General features: G+C 71.9%; 17 protein-coding genes and 1 pseudogene. 9 read left to right on the forward strand and 9 right to left on the reverse strand.

The features are described from left to right. Positions 1-149 precede the first annotated feature (149 nt). Positions 150-683, reverse strand: a pseudogene (locus BMW88_RS43560) (phosphatase PAP2 family protein); the annotation flags it as partial. Positions 684-740: 57 nt separating this feature from the next. Between BMW88_RS43560 and BMW88_RS28975 the strand changes: the two are divergent. The 3 genes from BMW88_RS28975 to BMW88_RS28985 are packed head-to-tail and all read left to right on the forward strand — an operon-like array spanning position 741 to position 3141. Further along, complete coding sequence (locus tag BMW88_RS28975) at positions 741-1415, forward strand: response regulator transcription factor (RefSeq protein WP_089956742.1); 675 nt, start codon at positions 741-743, stop codon at positions 1413-1415. Then, positions 1412-2758: a sensor histidine kinase gene (locus BMW88_RS28980; protein WP_089956419.1), complete on the forward strand. Its 1347-nt coding sequence runs from the start codon at positions 1412-1414 to the stop codon at positions 2756-2758. Before BMW88_RS28975 ends, BMW88_RS28980 begins: the two co-directional genes overlap by 4 nt. Further along, positions 2755-3141, forward strand: a complete 387-nt coding sequence (locus tag BMW88_RS28985) for a hypothetical protein (RefSeq protein ID WP_089956421.1) — start codon at positions 2755-2757, stop codon at positions 3139-3141. The genes BMW88_RS28980 and BMW88_RS28985 overlap by 4 nt, the downstream gene beginning before the upstream one ends. A gap of 263 nt (positions 3142-3404) precedes the next feature. Here BMW88_RS28985 and BMW88_RS28990 read toward each other — a convergent pair whose 3' ends face one another. From BMW88_RS28990 to BMW88_RS29015, 6 genes are read right to left on the reverse strand one after another with little or no spacing between them, the layout of a single operon-like run. Continuing rightward, on the reverse strand, positions 3405-4223 hold the full coding sequence (locus tag BMW88_RS28990) for a shikimate dehydrogenase (protein ID WP_245778131.1): 819 nt from the start codon (positions 4221-4223) through the stop codon (positions 3405-3407). Continuing rightward, complete coding sequence (mltG, locus tag BMW88_RS28995) at positions 4223-5431, reverse strand: endolytic transglycosylase MltG (RefSeq protein WP_089956424.1); 1209 nt, start codon at positions 5429-5431, stop codon at positions 4223-4225. The genes BMW88_RS28990 and mltG overlap by 1 nt, the downstream gene beginning before the upstream one ends. Continuing rightward, entirely contained in the window at positions 5428-5922 is a 495-nt protein-coding gene (gene ruvX, locus BMW88_RS29000) for a Holliday junction resolvase RuvX (protein ID WP_089956428.1), read from the reverse strand. Before ruvX ends, mltG begins: the two co-directional genes overlap by 4 nt. Further along, entirely contained in the window at positions 5909-8578 is a 2670-nt protein-coding gene (alaS, locus tag BMW88_RS29005; protein WP_089956432.1) for an alanine--tRNA ligase, read from the reverse strand. Before alaS ends, ruvX begins: the two co-directional genes overlap by 14 nt. A 56-nt stretch (positions 8579-8634) precedes the next feature. Further along, positions 8635-8904: a hypothetical protein gene (locus BMW88_RS29010; protein ID WP_089956435.1), complete on the reverse strand. Its 270-nt coding sequence runs from the start codon at positions 8902-8904 to the stop codon at positions 8635-8637. Then, complete coding sequence (locus BMW88_RS29015) at positions 8901-9293, reverse strand: DUF948 domain-containing protein (protein ID WP_089956438.1); 393 nt, start codon at positions 9291-9293, stop codon at positions 8901-8903. The genes BMW88_RS29010 and BMW88_RS29015 overlap by 4 nt, the downstream gene beginning before the upstream one ends. 270 nt (positions 9294-9563) lie before the next feature. Here BMW88_RS29015 and BMW88_RS29020 point away from each other — a divergent pair, with 270 nt between their 5' ends. Then, entirely contained in the window at positions 9564-10142 is a 579-nt protein-coding gene (locus BMW88_RS29020) for a GNAT family N-acetyltransferase (RefSeq protein WP_089956440.1), read from the forward strand. 3 nt (positions 10143-10145) lie between these two features. Here BMW88_RS29020 and BMW88_RS29025 read toward each other — a convergent pair whose 3' ends face one another. Then, a complete protein-coding gene (locus tag BMW88_RS29025; RefSeq protein WP_089956443.1) occupies positions 10146-10781 on the reverse strand; it encodes a maleylpyruvate isomerase N-terminal domain-containing protein in 636 nt (211 codons plus the stop codon). Positions 10782-10899: 118 nt separating this feature from the next. Then, positions 10900-12249, reverse strand: coding sequence for a replication-associated recombination protein A (locus BMW88_RS29030; RefSeq protein WP_089956446.1), 1350 nt, complete (start codon positions 12247-12249; stop codon positions 10900-10902). Positions 12250-12286: 37 nt separating this feature from the next. Here BMW88_RS29030 and BMW88_RS29035 point away from each other — a divergent pair, with 37 nt between their 5' ends. The 5 genes from BMW88_RS29035 (at position 12287) to BMW88_RS29055 (ending at position 16495) form a co-directional block, all read left to right on the forward strand. After that, positions 12287-12865 carry a uridine kinase family protein gene (locus tag BMW88_RS29035; protein WP_245778132.1) on the forward strand — a complete coding sequence of 193 codons (579 nt, stop codon included), beginning with the start codon at positions 12287-12289 and terminating at the stop codon, positions 12863-12865. Positions 12866-12935: 70 nt separating this feature from the next. Next, a complete protein-coding gene (locus tag BMW88_RS29040; protein ID WP_089956451.1) occupies positions 12936-13913 on the forward strand; it encodes a DUF7847 domain-containing protein in 978 nt (325 codons plus the stop codon). Beyond that, positions 13903-14499 (forward strand): DUF4129 domain-containing protein, encoded by a 597-nt coding sequence (locus tag BMW88_RS29045; protein ID WP_425434701.1) that lies wholly within the window; start codon positions 13903-13905, stop codon positions 14497-14499. Before BMW88_RS29040 ends, BMW88_RS29045 begins: the two co-directional genes overlap by 11 nt. Continuing rightward, positions 14496-15536 carry a DUF4350 domain-containing protein gene (locus tag BMW88_RS29050; protein ID WP_245778133.1) on the forward strand — a complete coding sequence of 347 codons (1041 nt, stop codon included), beginning with the start codon at positions 14496-14498 and terminating at the stop codon, positions 15534-15536. The genes BMW88_RS29045 and BMW88_RS29050 overlap by 4 nt, the downstream gene beginning before the upstream one ends. Continuing rightward, the gene (locus BMW88_RS29055; RefSeq protein ID WP_089956524.1) at positions 15533-16495 is read left to right on the forward strand and encodes an AAA family ATPase; all 963 of its coding nucleotides are present in this window, start codon (positions 15533-15535) and stop codon (positions 16493-16495) included. The genes BMW88_RS29050 and BMW88_RS29055 overlap by 4 nt, the downstream gene beginning before the upstream one ends.

Below are 16495 nucleotides of genomic sequence, written 5' to 3' on the forward strand. Positions count from 1 at the left end.
CACCCGAAGTGCAGGACGACCCCGGCGGTCACGACGCCCGAGAGCATCGGCGGCGTGGCGCCGGGGTACGTCACCACCAGCCACACACCTCCCACCGCGAGCGCGGGCGGCACGACGAGCCCCGCGGTCCACTCGCGCAGCACGAGGAACGCGAGCGTCGAGACCAGCAGCGCCGCGCCGAGCGTGTCGCTGAACCGGTGCCAGCCGAGCGAGACCGCCTCCGCCGCGACCGCCCCCGCGACGATCGCCCCCGGCACCGCCACGACGAGCGCGAACCGCCGGGGCACCGCCATCGTCACCGCGATCACCGACGCCACCGCGGCCGTCGTGTGCCCGCTCGGGAAGCTGTTGTGCACCAGCACCGCGTCGTCGTCCAGCGGCGGACGCACCAGCACGGAGAGCTTCAGCACCTGCGCGAGCAGCACCGAGCCACCCAGCACCAGCAACGGCGGAAACGCCTTCTTGCGTGCGAACAGCACCACGAGGACAGCGGCGACGAGGATCGCCATGTCCACGTTAGACGCCCACGACCGTTGAAGTGAAACCTCGGGCAATGCGGCGTTCTCCGCCTTCTGCCCGAACGTCGTCCACACCAGTGCGAAGTACGTGAAGAGGAATCCCAGCAAACTTCCGGCCATGCGATCGAGACTCCGCGCGCCGGGATATGGGAACGTCCACGCCATGTCATAGTTCCGCTACAGAAGCAGCACAGGTGCCGTCACCGCCCGATAATGGATCTCGTGGCGATGGTCTTGCTGGTCGAAGACGACCCGTCCGTGCGTGAAGGGCTCGGGCTGGCGTTGCGCCGCCAGGGGCACGACGTCCGAGCGGCCGGAACAGGCGAAGAAGGCGTCGAGCGGCTGCGCGAGTCCCGTCCCGACATCGTCGTCCTCGACATCATGCTGCCGGGCATCGACGGCTTCGAGACGTGCCGCCGGATGCGGGTGCAGGCCGAGGTGCCGATCATCATGCTCACCGCGCGGGGTGACGACTTCGACGTGGTCGCGGGCCTGGAGGCGGGTGCGGACGACTACGTGGTGAAGCCCGTCGAACCGCGCGTCCTGGAGGCCCGCATCCGCGCCGTGCTGCGGCGGACCGTCCCCGAGCCCTCCGCCGTGGAACGGCACGGCTCGCTGGTGATCGACCGCGCCGGCCTGCAGGTGCTGAAGGACGACGTGAAGGTCGCGCTGACCCCGACCGAGCTGAAGCTGCTGCTGGAGCTGTCCCGCACGCCCGGCCGTGTGCTGACCCGCCAGCAGATCCTCGAAGCCGTCTGGGAGCACGACTACCTCGGCGACTCCCGCCTGGTCGACGCGTGCGTGCAACGGCTGCGCGCGAAGATCGAGGACGTCCCCTCCGAGCCCGGCTACGTCCACACGGTCCGCGGCTTCGGTTACCGCTTCGGCCCGCGATGAGGTCGTTGTTCCGCGGCCTGCGACCCAGGCTGATGGCCGCTTTCCTGCTCCTGACCCTGCTGGGGGCGGTGGCGGCGGCCGGAGCCACCTACGCGACGGCGCGGAACCTGCTGCTGGAGGACGCCCAGAACCGGTTCATGAACCCGCTGGTGGAGGACGTCCGCATCTACGCGCCGCGCCTGACCGTCCCGCCGCGCCAGCAGGACCTCGACGACTTCGCCACGTACCTGCGCGGCTCGGCGGTGGTGCTGTTCGAGGGCCGGCGCTCCCGCAGCGGGCCCGACCAGTCGTTCATCCCCGCGCAGATGCGCGAGTCGTTGAAGACGAGCAGGACCGTCCTCTGGCAACGCCGCACCGACCTGCCGCACCCGTACGTGGTGATCGGCATCCCCCTGCTGCACGCCGACGGCACCGCGACCGGCGTGGAGGTCTGGTCCCTGACCTCGTTGGACGCCCCGCAGCGCGCCATCGACAGCTTCGCCACCGCCGCCTGGGTCGGCGTCAGCCTGGTTCTGCCGCTCGCGCTGGGCCTCGCGCTGCTCACCGCCCGCGGCGTCCTGCGCCCCGTCCGCCGGCTCGGCGCCGCGGCCAGGGCACTGGGCTCCGGGCGGCTGGACACCCGCGTCGACGACCGCGGTTCCGACGAGCTCGCGGACCTCGCCCGCACGTTCAACCGCGCCGCCGAACAGCTCGAAGCCACGCAGGCCGCGTCCCGCCGGTTCGTCGCGGACGTGTCCCACGAGCTCCGCACGCCGCTGACCGCGATGAGCGCCGTGACGGCCGTCCTGGACGAGGACGCCGGCTCGCTGCCAGAGGACACCGCCGTGGCCGCGCGCCTGGTATCCGCCGAGACCCGCAAGCTCACGCGGCTGGTCAACGACCTGATGGAGATCTCCCGCTTCGACGAGGGCCGCAACGTCCTGGAGCTCGACGACTGGGACATCGGCACCGCCGTGCGCGACACGCTGGCCGCGCGCGGCTGGACGTCCGCGGTCGACGCCGAGCTGCCGGAGGGCGTCGTGGGCAGGGTGGACCGCCGCCGCCTCGACGTGGTCGTGGCGAACCTCGTCGGCAACGCGCTCAAGCACGGCGGCGCACCGGTGCGGGTCGCCGTGCGGCCGGACGCGATCGAGGTCTCCGACAGCGGACCGGGGATTCCGCCGGACGCCCTCCCCCACATCTTCGACCGCTTCTACAAGGCAGACACGGCCCGCTCCCGTTCCGAGGGCAGCGGACTGGGATTGGCGATCGCATGGGAGAACGCACGCCTGCACGGCGGCACCATCACCGCGGCCAACGCGCCTTCCGGCGGTGCGGTCTTCACCTTGCGCTTGCCCTGGTGATCGCGTCCTGCGGCGTGCGCCCGACCCCGGTGCTGACCGGCGGCGAGGCGCCCACGGTGTCGTCGCACGAGCTGACCGTCTACCTGGTGACGGCCGGGCGGGACGGCCTGGTGCGGCGCACCCGCTCCCACACCGGGACCGTCGACACCGCGACGGCCATCAACCTGCTCGTCGCCGGCCTGACCGAGGAGGAGAAGCGGCTGGGGCTGCTGACCGAGGTGCCCGCCTCGTCCTCGCGGGTCCACGCCATCTCCAACGTCATCGTGCTGCCCGAGGACATGGTGGGGTTGTCGAAACTGGCGCAGTTCCAGCTCTACTGCACGGCCGTCGCGAGCCGGGCTCAGGTGGAGGGCGTGCCCGCCACGGGCTTCGACTGCCCCTGACGTGTTGGGGCGCGGTGTGGGGCCAGTGTCGGGGGCGCGGTGCCGGAGGCGCAGCGGGGGCCAGCATCGGGGGCGCGGTGCCGGGGACGCAGCGTCGGAGGCACAGCGTCGCGGGCACAGCGTCGCGGGCACAGCGTCGGAGGTGTGGTGTCGGGACCGCAGCGTCACGGGCACAGCGCCACGAGCGCGGCGGAGAACGCGGCATCGGGAACCCGGCGCCACCAACACGGCGTCAGGAACCCAGCGGCAGGAACGCAGCGGCGTCAGGAGCGCAGCGCCAGCTCCGCGTCCAGCGCCTCGCGCATCACGTCCCGCGGCGCCGGCTTGCCGGTGAACTGCTCCACCTGCCCGAAAGCCTGGTGCAGCAACATGTCCAGCCCGGTGGCCAACCGGGCGCCGGTCTGTGCGACCGCCGCGGCCACCGGCGTGGGCCACGGGTGGTAGATCACGTCCAACACGTACGGCGCGCGGGCCAGCGCGGAGGCCAGCGGTGCCGTGGCCGGGGCGGGCACCGTCGACACCAGGACGTCCGCGGCGCCGGCCAGCACGGCCAGGTCCACAGAGGACAGTTCCAGCACCTCTGCCCCGATCCCGACCCTGGCAGCGGTCTCGACGGCCTCACCGGCGCGGGAAGGGTCCCGCACCACCAGGGAGACCGAGGAGAGCCCCAGCTCGGCGAACCCGGCCAGGGCGGCCGTGGCCGTGCCACCGGCACCCAGCACGACGCCGTGCCTGCCGCCGGAGAAACCCTTCTCCCGCAACGCTCCCACGACGCCGTCCACATCGGTGCAGTCGGCGTGCCACCCGGAATCGACGCGCACCAGCGTGTTCGCCGCGCCGACCGCCGACGCCCGCGCCGTCGCCGACGAGGCGAAGGCCAGGGCGGCGCGCTTCGTCGGCATCGTGCACGACAGCCCGGCCCACTCCGGCCCCAGTGACGAGACCAGGGCCGGGACGTCGGCCTCGGCGCACTCCAGCCGCGTGTACTCCCAGTCGAGGCCCAGCGCGGCGTACGCGGCGTTGTGCAGCACGGGAGACAGGGAGTGCTCGATCGGTGAACCGATCACCGCCGCCTTGCGCACTAGTAGACGCCCTCCCGCTGGGCCTTCTGGTCGTTGGCGTTGTGCTCCTCGAACGTGGTCGCGAAGCACGACCTGCCGTTCGTGTTGCACTTCACGAAGTACAGGATGTCGCCGCCCTCCGGCTTGAGCGCGGCGGCGACCGCCTGCTGCGAGGGCGAGCCGATCGGGGTCGGCGGCAGGCCCTGGCCGATGTAGGTGTTGTACGGGCCGGGAGCCGCGCGGTCCGCGTCGGAGGTGCGGATGTGGGGCTGGTTGTTCTTGTAGTTGATGGTCGAGTCGAACTGCAGCGGCATCGGCTTCTTCAGGCGGTTGTAGATCACCTGCGAGACCTTGGCGAAGTCCTCCTCGATCGCTTCCTTCTCGATCAGCGACGCCATCACGAGGATCTCGTACGGGCGGAAGCCGGTGTTGACGGTGCCGCCGGGGATGCCGGCGCCCTGCAGCTTCTGCGCCGACGCGACGACCACGCTGCGGATCAGCTCCACCGCCGAGACGCCCGGCTTGACCTGGTAGACGCCGCGCATGATCAGGCCTTCGAGCCGGAACTGCGGGTCGGCGCGCTTCACGTCCGCCAGCGCCCAGTCCGGCACGCCGAGGGCGACCGGGTCGGTCTGCTCGGCGGCGGCCTTGATCTCGTCGACCGTCAGGCACTTCTTGGCGCCGTCCTTCTCCGTGCAACTCGCGTCGGCGAGCTTGGAGTAGACGCCCTTGACGGTCTTGTCGCCCACCTTGATGTCGGTGAGCTTCAAGCCGCCGATGATCTGGACGGCCGGCACGCGGGTCTTCGGGTCGACCATCCTGGCCACGGCCTGCTCGCCCGACATCTTCGTCTTCATCAGGTAGAAGCCGGGCTGGATCGACGTCGCGCGGGCGTCGGTCTTGCCGGCCTCGATGAAGGCGCGCGCGGAGGCGACGACGCCGTTGTCGTACAGGGTCGACGCGATCTTGCCGACCACGTCGCCGTCCTGCACCTCGACGATGGCGTCGGCCTCGCCGCTGCCGGTGTAGTCGTCGTACGAACCGATGCCGCGCAACTCCCGGTAGCCGTAGTACGCGCCGCCCATGCCCACGGCGAGAACCAGCGCCACGACGAGCCACAGGATCGTCTTCTTGCGCTTCTTCGCCTTGTTGCGGGCGCTCTTGTCGCGCTTGAGCGGGCGTCGCTCATCCACTTCGGGGTCGGTGAACAACCCGAGATCGTCGCTCACACCTCGTCCTTTCGGGCGGCCACAGTGCGTGCCCGTGCGTCCAGCCAAGACTGCAGGATCTCGACAGCGGCGGCCTGGTCGACCACGGCACGCTGCTTCTTGCCCTTCACACCGCGCTGCGCCAGCACCCGGCTCACCACGACGGTCGTCAGCCGCTCGTCGCTCAGCCGGACCGGCACGGGGGCGATGCGTTCGGCCAAGGCCGCAGCGTACGCGGTCGCCGCCTCCGCAGCCGGGCCGTGCCGACCGGCCAGTGTCCTGGGCAGGCCGACCACGACCTCGACGACGTCATGTTCGGCCACGAGGTGTACGAGCTCGGTGAGGTCCGAGCCGCGCTTCTCGTCACGCTGCAGGGTGACCAGCGGAGTCGCCAGGAAAGCACCCGGATCGCTCAGGGAGACCCCCACGCGAACCGAACCGACGTCGACGCCGAGCCTCCGTCCGAGGCCCGGGTCGCCGACGCCGGGGCCGGCAGGATCAGCGCTGCTCAAGCACCTTGTCCAGTTCGTCCGTGAGGGCCTTGACGGCCTCGGGCACCCCCGCGGGGTTCGTGCCGCCGCCCTGGGCCAGGTCCGGCTTGCCGCCACCGCGGGCGGCGATGGCCGGGCCGAAGACCGGGACGAGCTTGCCGGCGGCGAGGCCCAGGTCGCGGGCGGCGGCCGTGGTGGCCACCACGAAGCTCACCTTGTCGCCGTCGACCGAGAACAGGGCCACCACACCGGGCTTGGCGCCGAGCCGGTTGCGGACCTCGCCGCCGAGGGTGCGCAGGTCGTTGCCCGACACGCCCTCCAGGCCGAGGGCCACGAGCGACAGGCCGCGGATGTCGACGGCCTTGTCGGCGAGCGAGCCGGCGTTGCCGAGCAGCTGGGCGGCCCGGACCTTCTCGAGCTCCTTCTCGGCGGTCTTCAGCCGCTCGACCAGGGACTCGATCCGCTCGGGCAGGCCGTCGGAGCCGACCTTGAGCATGTCGGAGAGGTTCTGCACGATGGCGCGTTCCTTGGCCAGGAACCGCATGGCCTCGATGCCGACGTAGGCCTCCAGGCGGCGCACACCGGAGCCGACCGACGACTCGCCGAGCAGCGTGATCGGGCCGATCTGCGACGAGTGCTCGACGTGCGTGCCACCGCAGAGCTCGCGCGACCACGGGCCGCCGATCTCGACGACGCGCACCGTCTCGTCGTAGGTCTCGCCGAACAGGGCGACGGCACCCATGTCCTGGGCACCGGCCATGTCCGTGTAGACGACCGAGACCGGCAGGTCCTTGCGCACGGCGAGGTTCGAGACCTCCTCGATCTCGCTGCGGGCCTCGGCGGACAGGCCACCGGTCCAGGCGAAGTCGAGCCGCAGGTAGCCGGGCTTGTTGTACGAACCGCTCTGCAGGGCGGACGGGCCGAGCACCTGGCGCAGGGCGGCGTGCACGACGTGCGTGCCGGAGTGGCCCTGGCGGGCGCCGACGCGCCACTCCGGGTCCACGCGGGCCTCGACGTGCTCGCCCTCGCTGATCTCGCCGGAGCGGACGCGCACCTGGTGCACCCACAGCTTGCGGGCGACCTTCTGCACGTCGAGCACTTCCAGCTCGGCGTTGCCGGTGAGGATCGTGCCGGCGTCGGACTCCTGGCCACCGGACTCGGCGTAGAGCGGCGTGCGGTCGAGGACGACCTCGACGATGTCGCCCTCCTTGGCGGAGGAGATCCGCTTGCCGTTGAGCACGATGCCGCGCAGCGTGGCCTCGGAGGCGAGCTCGGTGTAGCCGGTGAACTCGGTCGGGCCCTGCTCGAGCAGCTCGCGGTACACGCTCTGGTCGCCGTGGCCGGTCTTCTTGGCGGAGGCGTCGGCCTTGGCGCGGGCGCGCTGCTCGGCCATCAGCTTGCGGAAGCCGTCCTCGTCGACGCTCAGGCCGGCCTCGGAGGCCATCTCCAGCGTGAGGTCGATCGGGAAGCCGTAGGTGTCGTGCAGCTGGAAGGCCTTGGCGCCGGGCAGCGTGGCGCGGCCGTCGGAGCGCACCTCGGCGGCGGCGTTCTCGAAGATCCGCGAGCCGGCGTCGAGCGTCCGCAGGAACGTGTCCTCTTCGGCCTTGAGCACCTGCTCGATGCGGGCGAAGCCGCTGACCAGCTCGGGGTAGGCCGGGCCCATGGCGTCGCGGACGACCTCGGCGAACCGCACCAGCACCGGCTCGGTGACGCCGAGCAGGCGGGCCGACCGCACGATGCGGCGCAGCAGGCGGCGCAGCACGTAGCCGCGGGCCTCGTTGCCGGGGGTGACGCCGTCGCCGACCAGCATCACGCCGGACCGGGCGTGGTCGGCGATCACGCGGAAGCGGACGTCGTCGACCTCGCTGTCGCCGTACTTGCGGCCGGACAGCTCCTCGGCCTTGGTGATGACGGCGCGCACGAGGTCGGTCTCGTAGACGTTGTCGACGCCCTGCAACAGGTAGGCGACGCGCTCGACGCCCATGCCGGTGTCGATGTTCTTGGCGGGCAGGGACCCGATCGGCCGGTGGCCCTCCTTGGGGCTCAGCTCGCCGCGGACGTCCTGCATGAAGACCAGGTTCCAGATCTCCAGGTAGCGGTCCTCGTCGACGACGGGCCCGCCCTCGCGGCCGTACTCGGGACCGCGGTCGAAGTAGATCTCCGAGCAGGGGCCGCCGGGACCGGGCACGCCCATGTCCCAGTAGTTGTCCTTGCCGTCCCGGCGCTGGATGCGCTCGGTCGGCAGGCCGGCGACCTTCTGCCACAGCTCGATGGCCTCGTCGTCGTCCTGGTAGACGGTGACCCAGATGCGCTCGGGGTCGAAGCCGTAGCCGCCGGCGTCCTGCGAGCCGGTGACCAGTTCCCAGGCGAACCTGATGGCGTCTTCCTTGAAGTAGTCGCCGATCGAGAAGTTGCCGGCCATCTGGAAGAACGTGAGGTGCCGCGTCGTCTTGCCGACCTCGTCGATGTCGGGCGTGCGCACGCACTTCTGGATGCTCGTCATGCGCGGGGCGGGCGGCGGGGCCTCGCCGAGGAAATACGGCTTGAACGGCACCATGCCGGCGTTGACGAACAGCAGGTTCGGGTCGTCGAGCAGCAGTGAGGACGAGGGGACGTACTTGTGCCCGTTGCGCTCGAAGTGCTCGCGGAAGCGCTTGATGATCTCGTGGGTCTGCACGGGAGGGTCCTTGTTCCTTGCTGGGGGTGGTCAGGGCACGCGAACGAGGCGAACGACTAGTGCTTGCCGTTCGCCCTGGGCGCTCGACGCCCCGGCGTGAATCCCGTCTGACGCTCCACCGTCTCCTGCAACTCCTGCTCCCGTTCGGCCATTCCCACGCGCACCTCGGCACCGAAGGACCCGATGGCGCCGGCGAGCTCGCGCAGGCCCTCGCCCACGTTGGCGCCGATGCCGGCGGGCGTCGCCTGCCGCGTGACCTCGGCGGCCTTCTTCGCGGCGAAGAGCCCGGCCGCGGCACCCAGCCCGAACCAGAAGAGGCGGCTCATCGCGACCCCCGCTTCAGCCGGCGCCTGGTGTGCTTGTTCGGCTGCTCGACGGCCTTGCGGCGGGCCTTGACGGCCTTGCTCACGCCGTAGGACAGCGCGGCGGCCTTGACCAGCGGCCCGCCGAGCGTGGCGGTGAAGAGGCTGGTGAGCGCCGAGACGTTGCCCGTGACGGCGCGCGCGTTCGCCGTGATGCCGTCGACGCGCTCGAGCTGCGTGTTCACGTGCGTGAGCGTCGTGTTGGCCTCGGTGAACAACGGGTCCGTGTTCTCGTGGGCCTTGCGCATCGCGATCGTCGCTTCGTCGAAGAAGCGCGCGGCCTTGAAAGCCGGGACCGCCAGCAGCAGCACGAGCAGCACGAAGGCACCGGCGGCGAGCCACCCTGGCGACACGGATCCTCCTGGTGAACCGGTGTTCTGGCGTGATTGGGCATGAGGTTACCGGGTGGGTCCGACACCCAGGCGGGCGGCACCATTTGTTGATCTTCAACGACTTCCGGCGGCCCTCCTCCGGCCTCGGCCGAACAGGACATCCGCCGCAAATCCGCCAGCTCGTTGACGTGCGGCTGTCACGGCCTGTGCAATGTCCGTTACGCAGGGCTTGACACCGCGGGCCGTGCCCGCGAAGTTGGGCGGTCCTGAGTCGTCTGCGCTGGAGGCCTCGTGAAGCCGGTGTCGCACCTGGACTCCTACCGCGAGCACGCCACCGCGGAGGCGCCATCGGTCCCCGAGCTGACGCACCCGTGGCAGGCCCGGCTCGCCCGTGCCGACGGGTACGACCTGCACCTGGTCCACCGCTGGAACCAGGCACCGCACGTGGCGGCGTTCTCCCACCGGGCGTGGGCGTTGCCGCGGTGGCAGCGCCGGCTCGCGGACCACCTCGCTGGCGAGGACGTCCGGCCGTTGCTGATCAGCTGGCACGGCCGCCCGGTGATCTACGCCGAGCTCTACCGCGCGGCCCGCGACGCCGTCGCGCGGTGCTACCGGGCGCGGCCGCACGACCTCGGGCTGACCGTGGCGGTCGGTGAGCTCGCGATGACCGACCGCGGGCTGGTGCGGGCGCTGCTCCCCCGGCTCACCGACGCGCTGTTCGAGGCCGACCCGCACTGCACGCGGATCGTCATGGAGCCGGACGTGCGCAACAAGCGCGCCATCAAGTCGTTCGAGGCCGGCGGGTTCATGGCCGCGGACGAGATCATGTTGTCCGGAAGGGTCGCACTGCTGATGGTGTGCAAGCGCTAGAACTCAGAACGCGGTGATGTCCTGCGGTGCGCGTTCCTTGCGGCTGAGCGCGCGCACCACGTCGATCGCCTTGTGCCGGTTGAGCGCCATGCGGGTCAGCAGGTCGATGACCGCCTCGTTGACGTGGCGCGGGAACTCGGGGGTGTCGACGCCGACGCTCACCGCGAGGTCGTCGCAGTGCACGACGAACTCCATCAGCCGGCTGAGCAGGTACTCGTCCAGCGGCACCGCCCACGGTCCCCAGTGGGGCATCCGGACGGGCCGGTCGTCCAGCCCCGGCAACGACTCCGCGAGGTCGTCGAGCGTCCGCTCGAGCAGGTCGCCGAGGGCGGAGTGGCCGTCCGAGGCCAGCTTCTCGCCACCGGCGCGGATGCGGGTGTGGAACTCGGAGCCGGTGTCCAGCTCGGTCCAGTTCGCCCGCGCGTAGTGCTCCATCAGCCCGACGACCGGCTCGTCACCGGGAGGCGCGGAGATCATCGAGGGCAGTGGCAGGGCCTGGTAGGCGAGGTGTCCCGCGAGGCCGCTGACCCCGAACTCGGGCAGGGCGCTGGGCTTGGTCCAGTTCTGCGCGACCCGCTCGTGGCGCAGCAGGTCCAGTGCGGTGCGGGCGGTGGCGAGGAAGTCTTCTCTGATCGTCACTTCGCCGAACCTACTGACTTCGCGGCCCGGCGGGCGGCGATCGCCCCGATCTCGCCGGTCGGCACGAGCTGGGGGATCGCGAGGTGTCGGCAGCGGTGCCGGGTGGCGGTCGCGCCGGTCACTCGCCCCTGATCACCCGGCGCAGCTTCGGCAACCGCTCGGCCACCGCGCGTTCGGCGCCACGGCCGGTCGGCTGGTAGTAGTCGCGGCCCACCAGGTCGTCCGGCGCGTACTGCTGCGTGAGCACACCCTCGGGCACGTCGTGCGGATACCGGTAGCCCTGCGCGTTCCCCAGTTTCGCCGCACCCGCGTAGTGCCCGTCCCGCAGATGTGCGGGCACGGCGCCGATAGCGCCCTTGCGGACGTCCTCGATGGCGCCGTTGATCGCGGTGGTCACGGCGTTCGACTTCGGCGCGGTGGCCAGGTGGATCGTCGCCTGGGCCAGGTTCAGGGCGCACTCGGGCAGCCCGATGAGCTGCACGGCCTGGGCCGCCGCCACGCAGGTCTGCAACGCCGTCGGGTCGGCCATGCCGACGTCCTCGCTGGCGTGGATCACCAGCCGCCGGGCGATGAACCGCGGGTCCTCCCCCGCCTCGATCATGCGCGCCAGGTAGTGCAGGGCCGCGTCCACGTCCGAGCCCCGGATCGACTTGATGAACGCCGACGTCACGTCGTAGTGCTGGTCGCCGTCGCGGTCGTAGCGGACCGCCGCCTTGTCCACCGTGGACTCCAGCAGCGGCAGCGTGATCACGCCGTCGTTCGACGCGAGCGCCGAGTCCGCCGCGGCCTCCAGCGCGGTCAGCGACCGGCGCGCGTCGCCACCGGCCAGCCGGATCAGGTGGTCCTCCGCCGCGGGCTCCAGCACGACCCCGCCACCCAGGCCGCGGTCGTCGGAGACCGCGCGCCGGATCACCGACCGCACGCCCTCGTCGGTCAGCGACTTGAGCTGCAGCACCAGCGACCGCGACAGCAGCGGCGACACCACCGAGAAGAAGGGGTTCTCCGTCGTGGCCGCGACCAGCAGCACGATCCGGTCCTCGACGGCGCCCAGCAGCGCGTCCTGCTGGGTCTTGGAGAACCGGTGCACCTCGTCGATGAACAGCACGGTCGACTCGCCGGAGCGCACGAGGCGCCGCCGGGCCTCGTCGATGACCGCCCGCACCTCCTTGACGCCCGCCGACAACGCCGACAGCGCCACGAAACGCCGTCCGGTCGCCTTGGACACCAGCGTCGCCAGCGTCGTCTTGCCGGTGCCGGGCGGGCCGTAGAGCATCACCGACGCCGGGGTGGCGCCCTCGACCAGGCGGCGCAGCGGCGCGCCCGGCCCCAGCAGGTGGTCCTGACCGACGACCTCGTCCAGCGAGGCCGGGCGCATCCGCACGGCCAGCGGGGCGTTGGCCGCGATGCGCTCGGCCTTCTCCTCGTCGGTCGCGCCGAAGAGGCCCTCGTCGAACAGACCTTCGCTCATGCGTTCGAGCCTAGGACATATGGGAGGATCGCGTTCCGTGCCCATCCCCCGCGCCGTGCTGCTCGCCGGACCGTCCGGCTCCGGCAAGTCGACCCTCGCCGCCCACCTGTGCTGGCCCGTCCTGCGCCTGGACGACTTCTACCGCGACGGCGACGACCCGCTGCTGCCCCGCGACGAGCACGGCCGCGCGGACTGGGACGCGGCCGGCTCCTGGAACGCGGACAAGGCCCTGCGGGCGGTCATCGACCTGTCGGAGACCGGCGAGGTCGAGGCACCGGTCTACTCGATCAGCGAGGACCGCGCGGTGGGCACGCAGACGATCGAACTGGGCGACGCGCCCGCGTTCATCGCCGAGGGCCTCTTCGCCGACCTGCTGGTCGAGGGCGCCAGGGCGGCCGGGGTGCTCAGGGACGCGATCGTGCTCGCGCCGAGCCCGCCGGTCACGTTCCTGCGCCGGTTCGCCAGGGACGTCGCCGAGGCCCGCAAGCCGGTGCCGACGCTGGTGCGGCGCGGCCTGCGGCTGATGCGCGAGCAACCGCAGGTGGTCCGCAGGTGCGTCGAGGCCGGCATGCGGCGCACCACCCCGGCGAAGGCGCGGACCGAGCTCGTTTCGTGATCGGCTCGGTCGGTTCCGGCGGCCCCCGTCTGGAAGGATGCCGCTCACACCACGACCGGGGGTAGTAGCTATGTCCGAGACACCCGGCTGGTCCTCACCCGACCAGCCACCCAACCAGCCGCAGCAGCCGCCGCCCGGCTACCACGCCCCTCCGCCACCGGGGGCGCAACCGTCGATCAAGCCCGGCGTGATCCCGCTGCGGCCGCTGGCCGTCGGTGAGATCGTGGACGGCGCGATCGCCACGATGCGCCGCTACCCGAAGCTGATCATCGGCGCCGCGGCGGTGGTCGCGGCGCTGACGCAGATCATCGGCCTGCTGGCGCAGCTGCCGTTCCTCGACGACGTCACCGCGCTGGCCACCATCGACCCGAACGCGCTGACCGAAGAGCAGCTCGCGGAGCAGCTGCAGAACTCACTGGTCTCCCTCCTCGGCGGCACGCTGCTGAGCCTCCTGCCGCTGCTGTTCGGCACGGTGTTCCTGTCCGGCTTCATCACGGTGGTGGTCGGCCACGCCGTGCTGGGCGAGCCCGTCACGTTCGCGCAGGCCTGGGACGAGTTCAAGCCGCGGCTGCTGCCGCTGCTCGGCGCGACGCTGCTGGCCGGCCTGCTGATCACCGTCGGCCTGGTCTTCTGCGCCGTCCCCGGCGTCTACCTGTGGGTGCTGTTCGCGCTCGTCACCCCGGCGCTCGTGCTGGAGCGCTGCGGCGTCGGCACCGCGTTCGGCCGCTCGAAGAACCTGGTCAAGGGCGCGTGGTGGCGCACGTTCGGCGTCCTGCTGCTCACCGTCGTGATCGGCATGGTGATCAGCTGGATCATCAGCCTGCCGTTCCAGCTGCTGGGCGCGGCGAGCACCGGCTTCAGCGCCGACCCGGCCGCGGCGCTCAGCATCGGCTCGCTGCTGCTGTCGACGGTCGGCGCGATCATCGCCTCGACGATCACGCTGCCGTTCAGCGCCGCCGTCACCGTGCTGCTCTACGTCGACCGCAGGATGCGCGCCGAGGGCATGGACATCGAACTCCAGCGGGCCGCGGGACATGGTGGCCGCTGACGTACCGGTGGATCCCGGCCGCGACGAGGCCAGGGAGGCGGCCGCGCGGGAGCTCAGCGACCCCGCGTACGTCTCCGACGACCCGAACCCGCTGCAACGCGCCGTCGACTGGGTGCTGGACCGCCTCGGCGAGCTGTTCGCCGGGGCGGGCGGCGTCAGCGGCATCACCGCCGTGACGGTCCTCGTCGTGGTCGCGGTGGTCGTCGCGATCGTCATCCGCCTCCGCACCGGCCGCACGGGCCGTGCGCTGCGGTCGAGCGGCGAGGTGTTCGGGACCGCGGTCCTGACCGCCGCCGAGCACCGTGCCGCCGCCGACCGCGCCGCCGCGGCCGGCGACCTCGCCGAGGCCGTGCGCGAACGGTTCCGCGCGGTCGTGCGGGAGCTGGAACAACGCGGTGTGCTCGACGCCCGCGCCGGGCGCACCGTCGACGAGGCCGCCTCCGAGGCGGGCAGGGCGCTGCCGGCGCTGGCGGGCGACCTGCGCGGCGCGGCGGTGCAGTTCGACGACGTCTTCTACGGCGGCAGGCCCGCGACCGAGGAGGGCTACCGGCGGCTGGTCTCCGTCGACGACGGGGTGCGCGGATGACGGCCATCTCCCCGGTCTCCCCGGACGCCCGGCGGATCTGGGCGGCGGCGCGCGGTCCCCTGCTGATCGGCGTGATCATCCTGGGCGCGGCGATCGTGATCACCTTGCTGCGCGGCAGCGGTGAGGGCGGCTCGCTCGACCCGCGGTCGTACCGCCCCGAGGGCAGTCGTGCCGTCGCGCACCTGCTGGAGCAGAACGGCGTGCGCGTCGAGCTCACCGACGACGCGTCCGCCGTGGACGGGGCGACGCTGTTCGTGACGCACCCGAACCTGATCGACCCGGCGCGGCTCGCCGACCTCAGCCGCCGTGCCGCCGCCACCGTGCTCGTCGCGCCGGCGGGCGGGGTGGGGCAGGTGGAGGCGCGGACCCGGCAGCCGGGCTGCCCGCTGGCGGCGAAGGCCGGTGCGGCGACCACCGGCGGGTTCGTCTACGAGGGCGAACAACGCTGCTACGACTCCACGGTGGTGCGCACCGGCACCGTGACGGCGCTCGGTCATGGTGCCGTCTTCACCAACCGCGACCTCGACTCCGAGGGCAACGCGGCGCTCGCGCTGTCGTTGCTGGGCGGGCACGAACGGCTGGTCTGGTACGTGCCGTCCGCGGCGGACCGGTCGCAGCAGAAGTCGCTGACCGACCTGGTCCCGGACGGCTGGAAGTTCGGTGCCCTGCAGCTCGGCGTCGCGGCCGTGCTGATCGCGCTCTGGCGGGCGCGCCGGCTGGGCCGGGTGGTGCCAGAACCGCTGCCGGTCGTGGTGCGCGCCACCGAGACGGTCGAGGGACGGGCCAGGCTCTACCGCCGGTCGCACGCCGCGGGTCACGCCGCCGCCGTGCTGCGGCAGGCGGCGCGTGACCGGATCACCCCGCTGCTGGGGCTGCCCGCGGGCGAGGACCCGTCGGACGAGATCGCTCGCAGGACTTCGCGACCCGTCGCGGAGGTACGGACTCTGCTCAGTTCCGCGGAGCCGGTGGACGACCGGGGCCTCGTCGCGCTGGCGTCCCGGCTGGACGCACTGGAGAACGAGGTTCGCAAGGGATGACTGTCACTGTCACCACGGAGGAAGCACGCACGGCGCTGGTGGCGTTGCGCACGGAGATCGGCAAAGCGGTGGTGGGCAACGACTCCGCGGTCACGTCGTTGATCCTCGCGTTGCTGTGCAAGGGACACGTGCTCCTGGAAGGCGTGCCGGGCGTCGCGAAGACGTTGCTGGTGCGCGCGATGGCACGAGCGCTCGACCTCTCGACCACGCGCGTGCAGTTCACGCCCGACCTGATGCCCGGCGACCTGACCGGCTCACTGGTCTTCGACTCGCACAACGCGGCGTTCTCCTTCCGCGAAGGCCCCGTCTTCACCAACCTGCTGCTGGCCGACGAGATCAACCGGACGCCGCCGAAGACGCAGTCCGCGCTGCTGGAGGCGATGGAGGAACGGCAGGTGTCCGCCGACGGCAGGACGCGGCCGCTGCCGTCGCCGTTCATCGTCGTGGCGACCCAGAACCCGGTCGAGTACGAGGGCACCTACCCGTTGCCCGAGGCGCAGCTCGACCGTTTCCTGCTCAAGGTCACCATGCCGGTCCCCGGACGCGACCACGAGATCGACGTGCTGACCCGGCACGCGGCCGGCTTCGACCCCCGGGACCTGTCGGCGCTGACGCCGGTGGCCGGTGCGGCCCACCTCGACGCCGGCGCGGCTGCCGTGCGCGCGTTGACCGTGGCTCCCGACGTGATCGCCTACGTCGTGGACGTGTGTCGTGCGACCCGTCAGTCTCCGGCTGTTCGTCTGGGCGTTTCCCCTCGTGGCGCAACGGCTTTGCTCGCGGTGGCACGCGCGTGGGCGTGGCTGTCCGGCCGTGACTACGTGACTCCGGACGACGTGAAGGCTCTCGCGCGGCCCGCGTTGCGGCACCGGCTGGAGCTGCGCCCGGAGGCCGAGCTGGAGGGCGTGACGGCGGACGGCGTGCTGGACGGCGTGCTCGGCGCGGTCCCGGTGCCGCGCTGA

The organism is Lentzea xinjiangensis (assembly GCF_900110955.1).
Classification (GTDB): Bacteria; Actinomycetota; Actinomycetes; order Mycobacteriales; family Pseudonocardiaceae; genus Lentzea; species Lentzea xinjiangensis.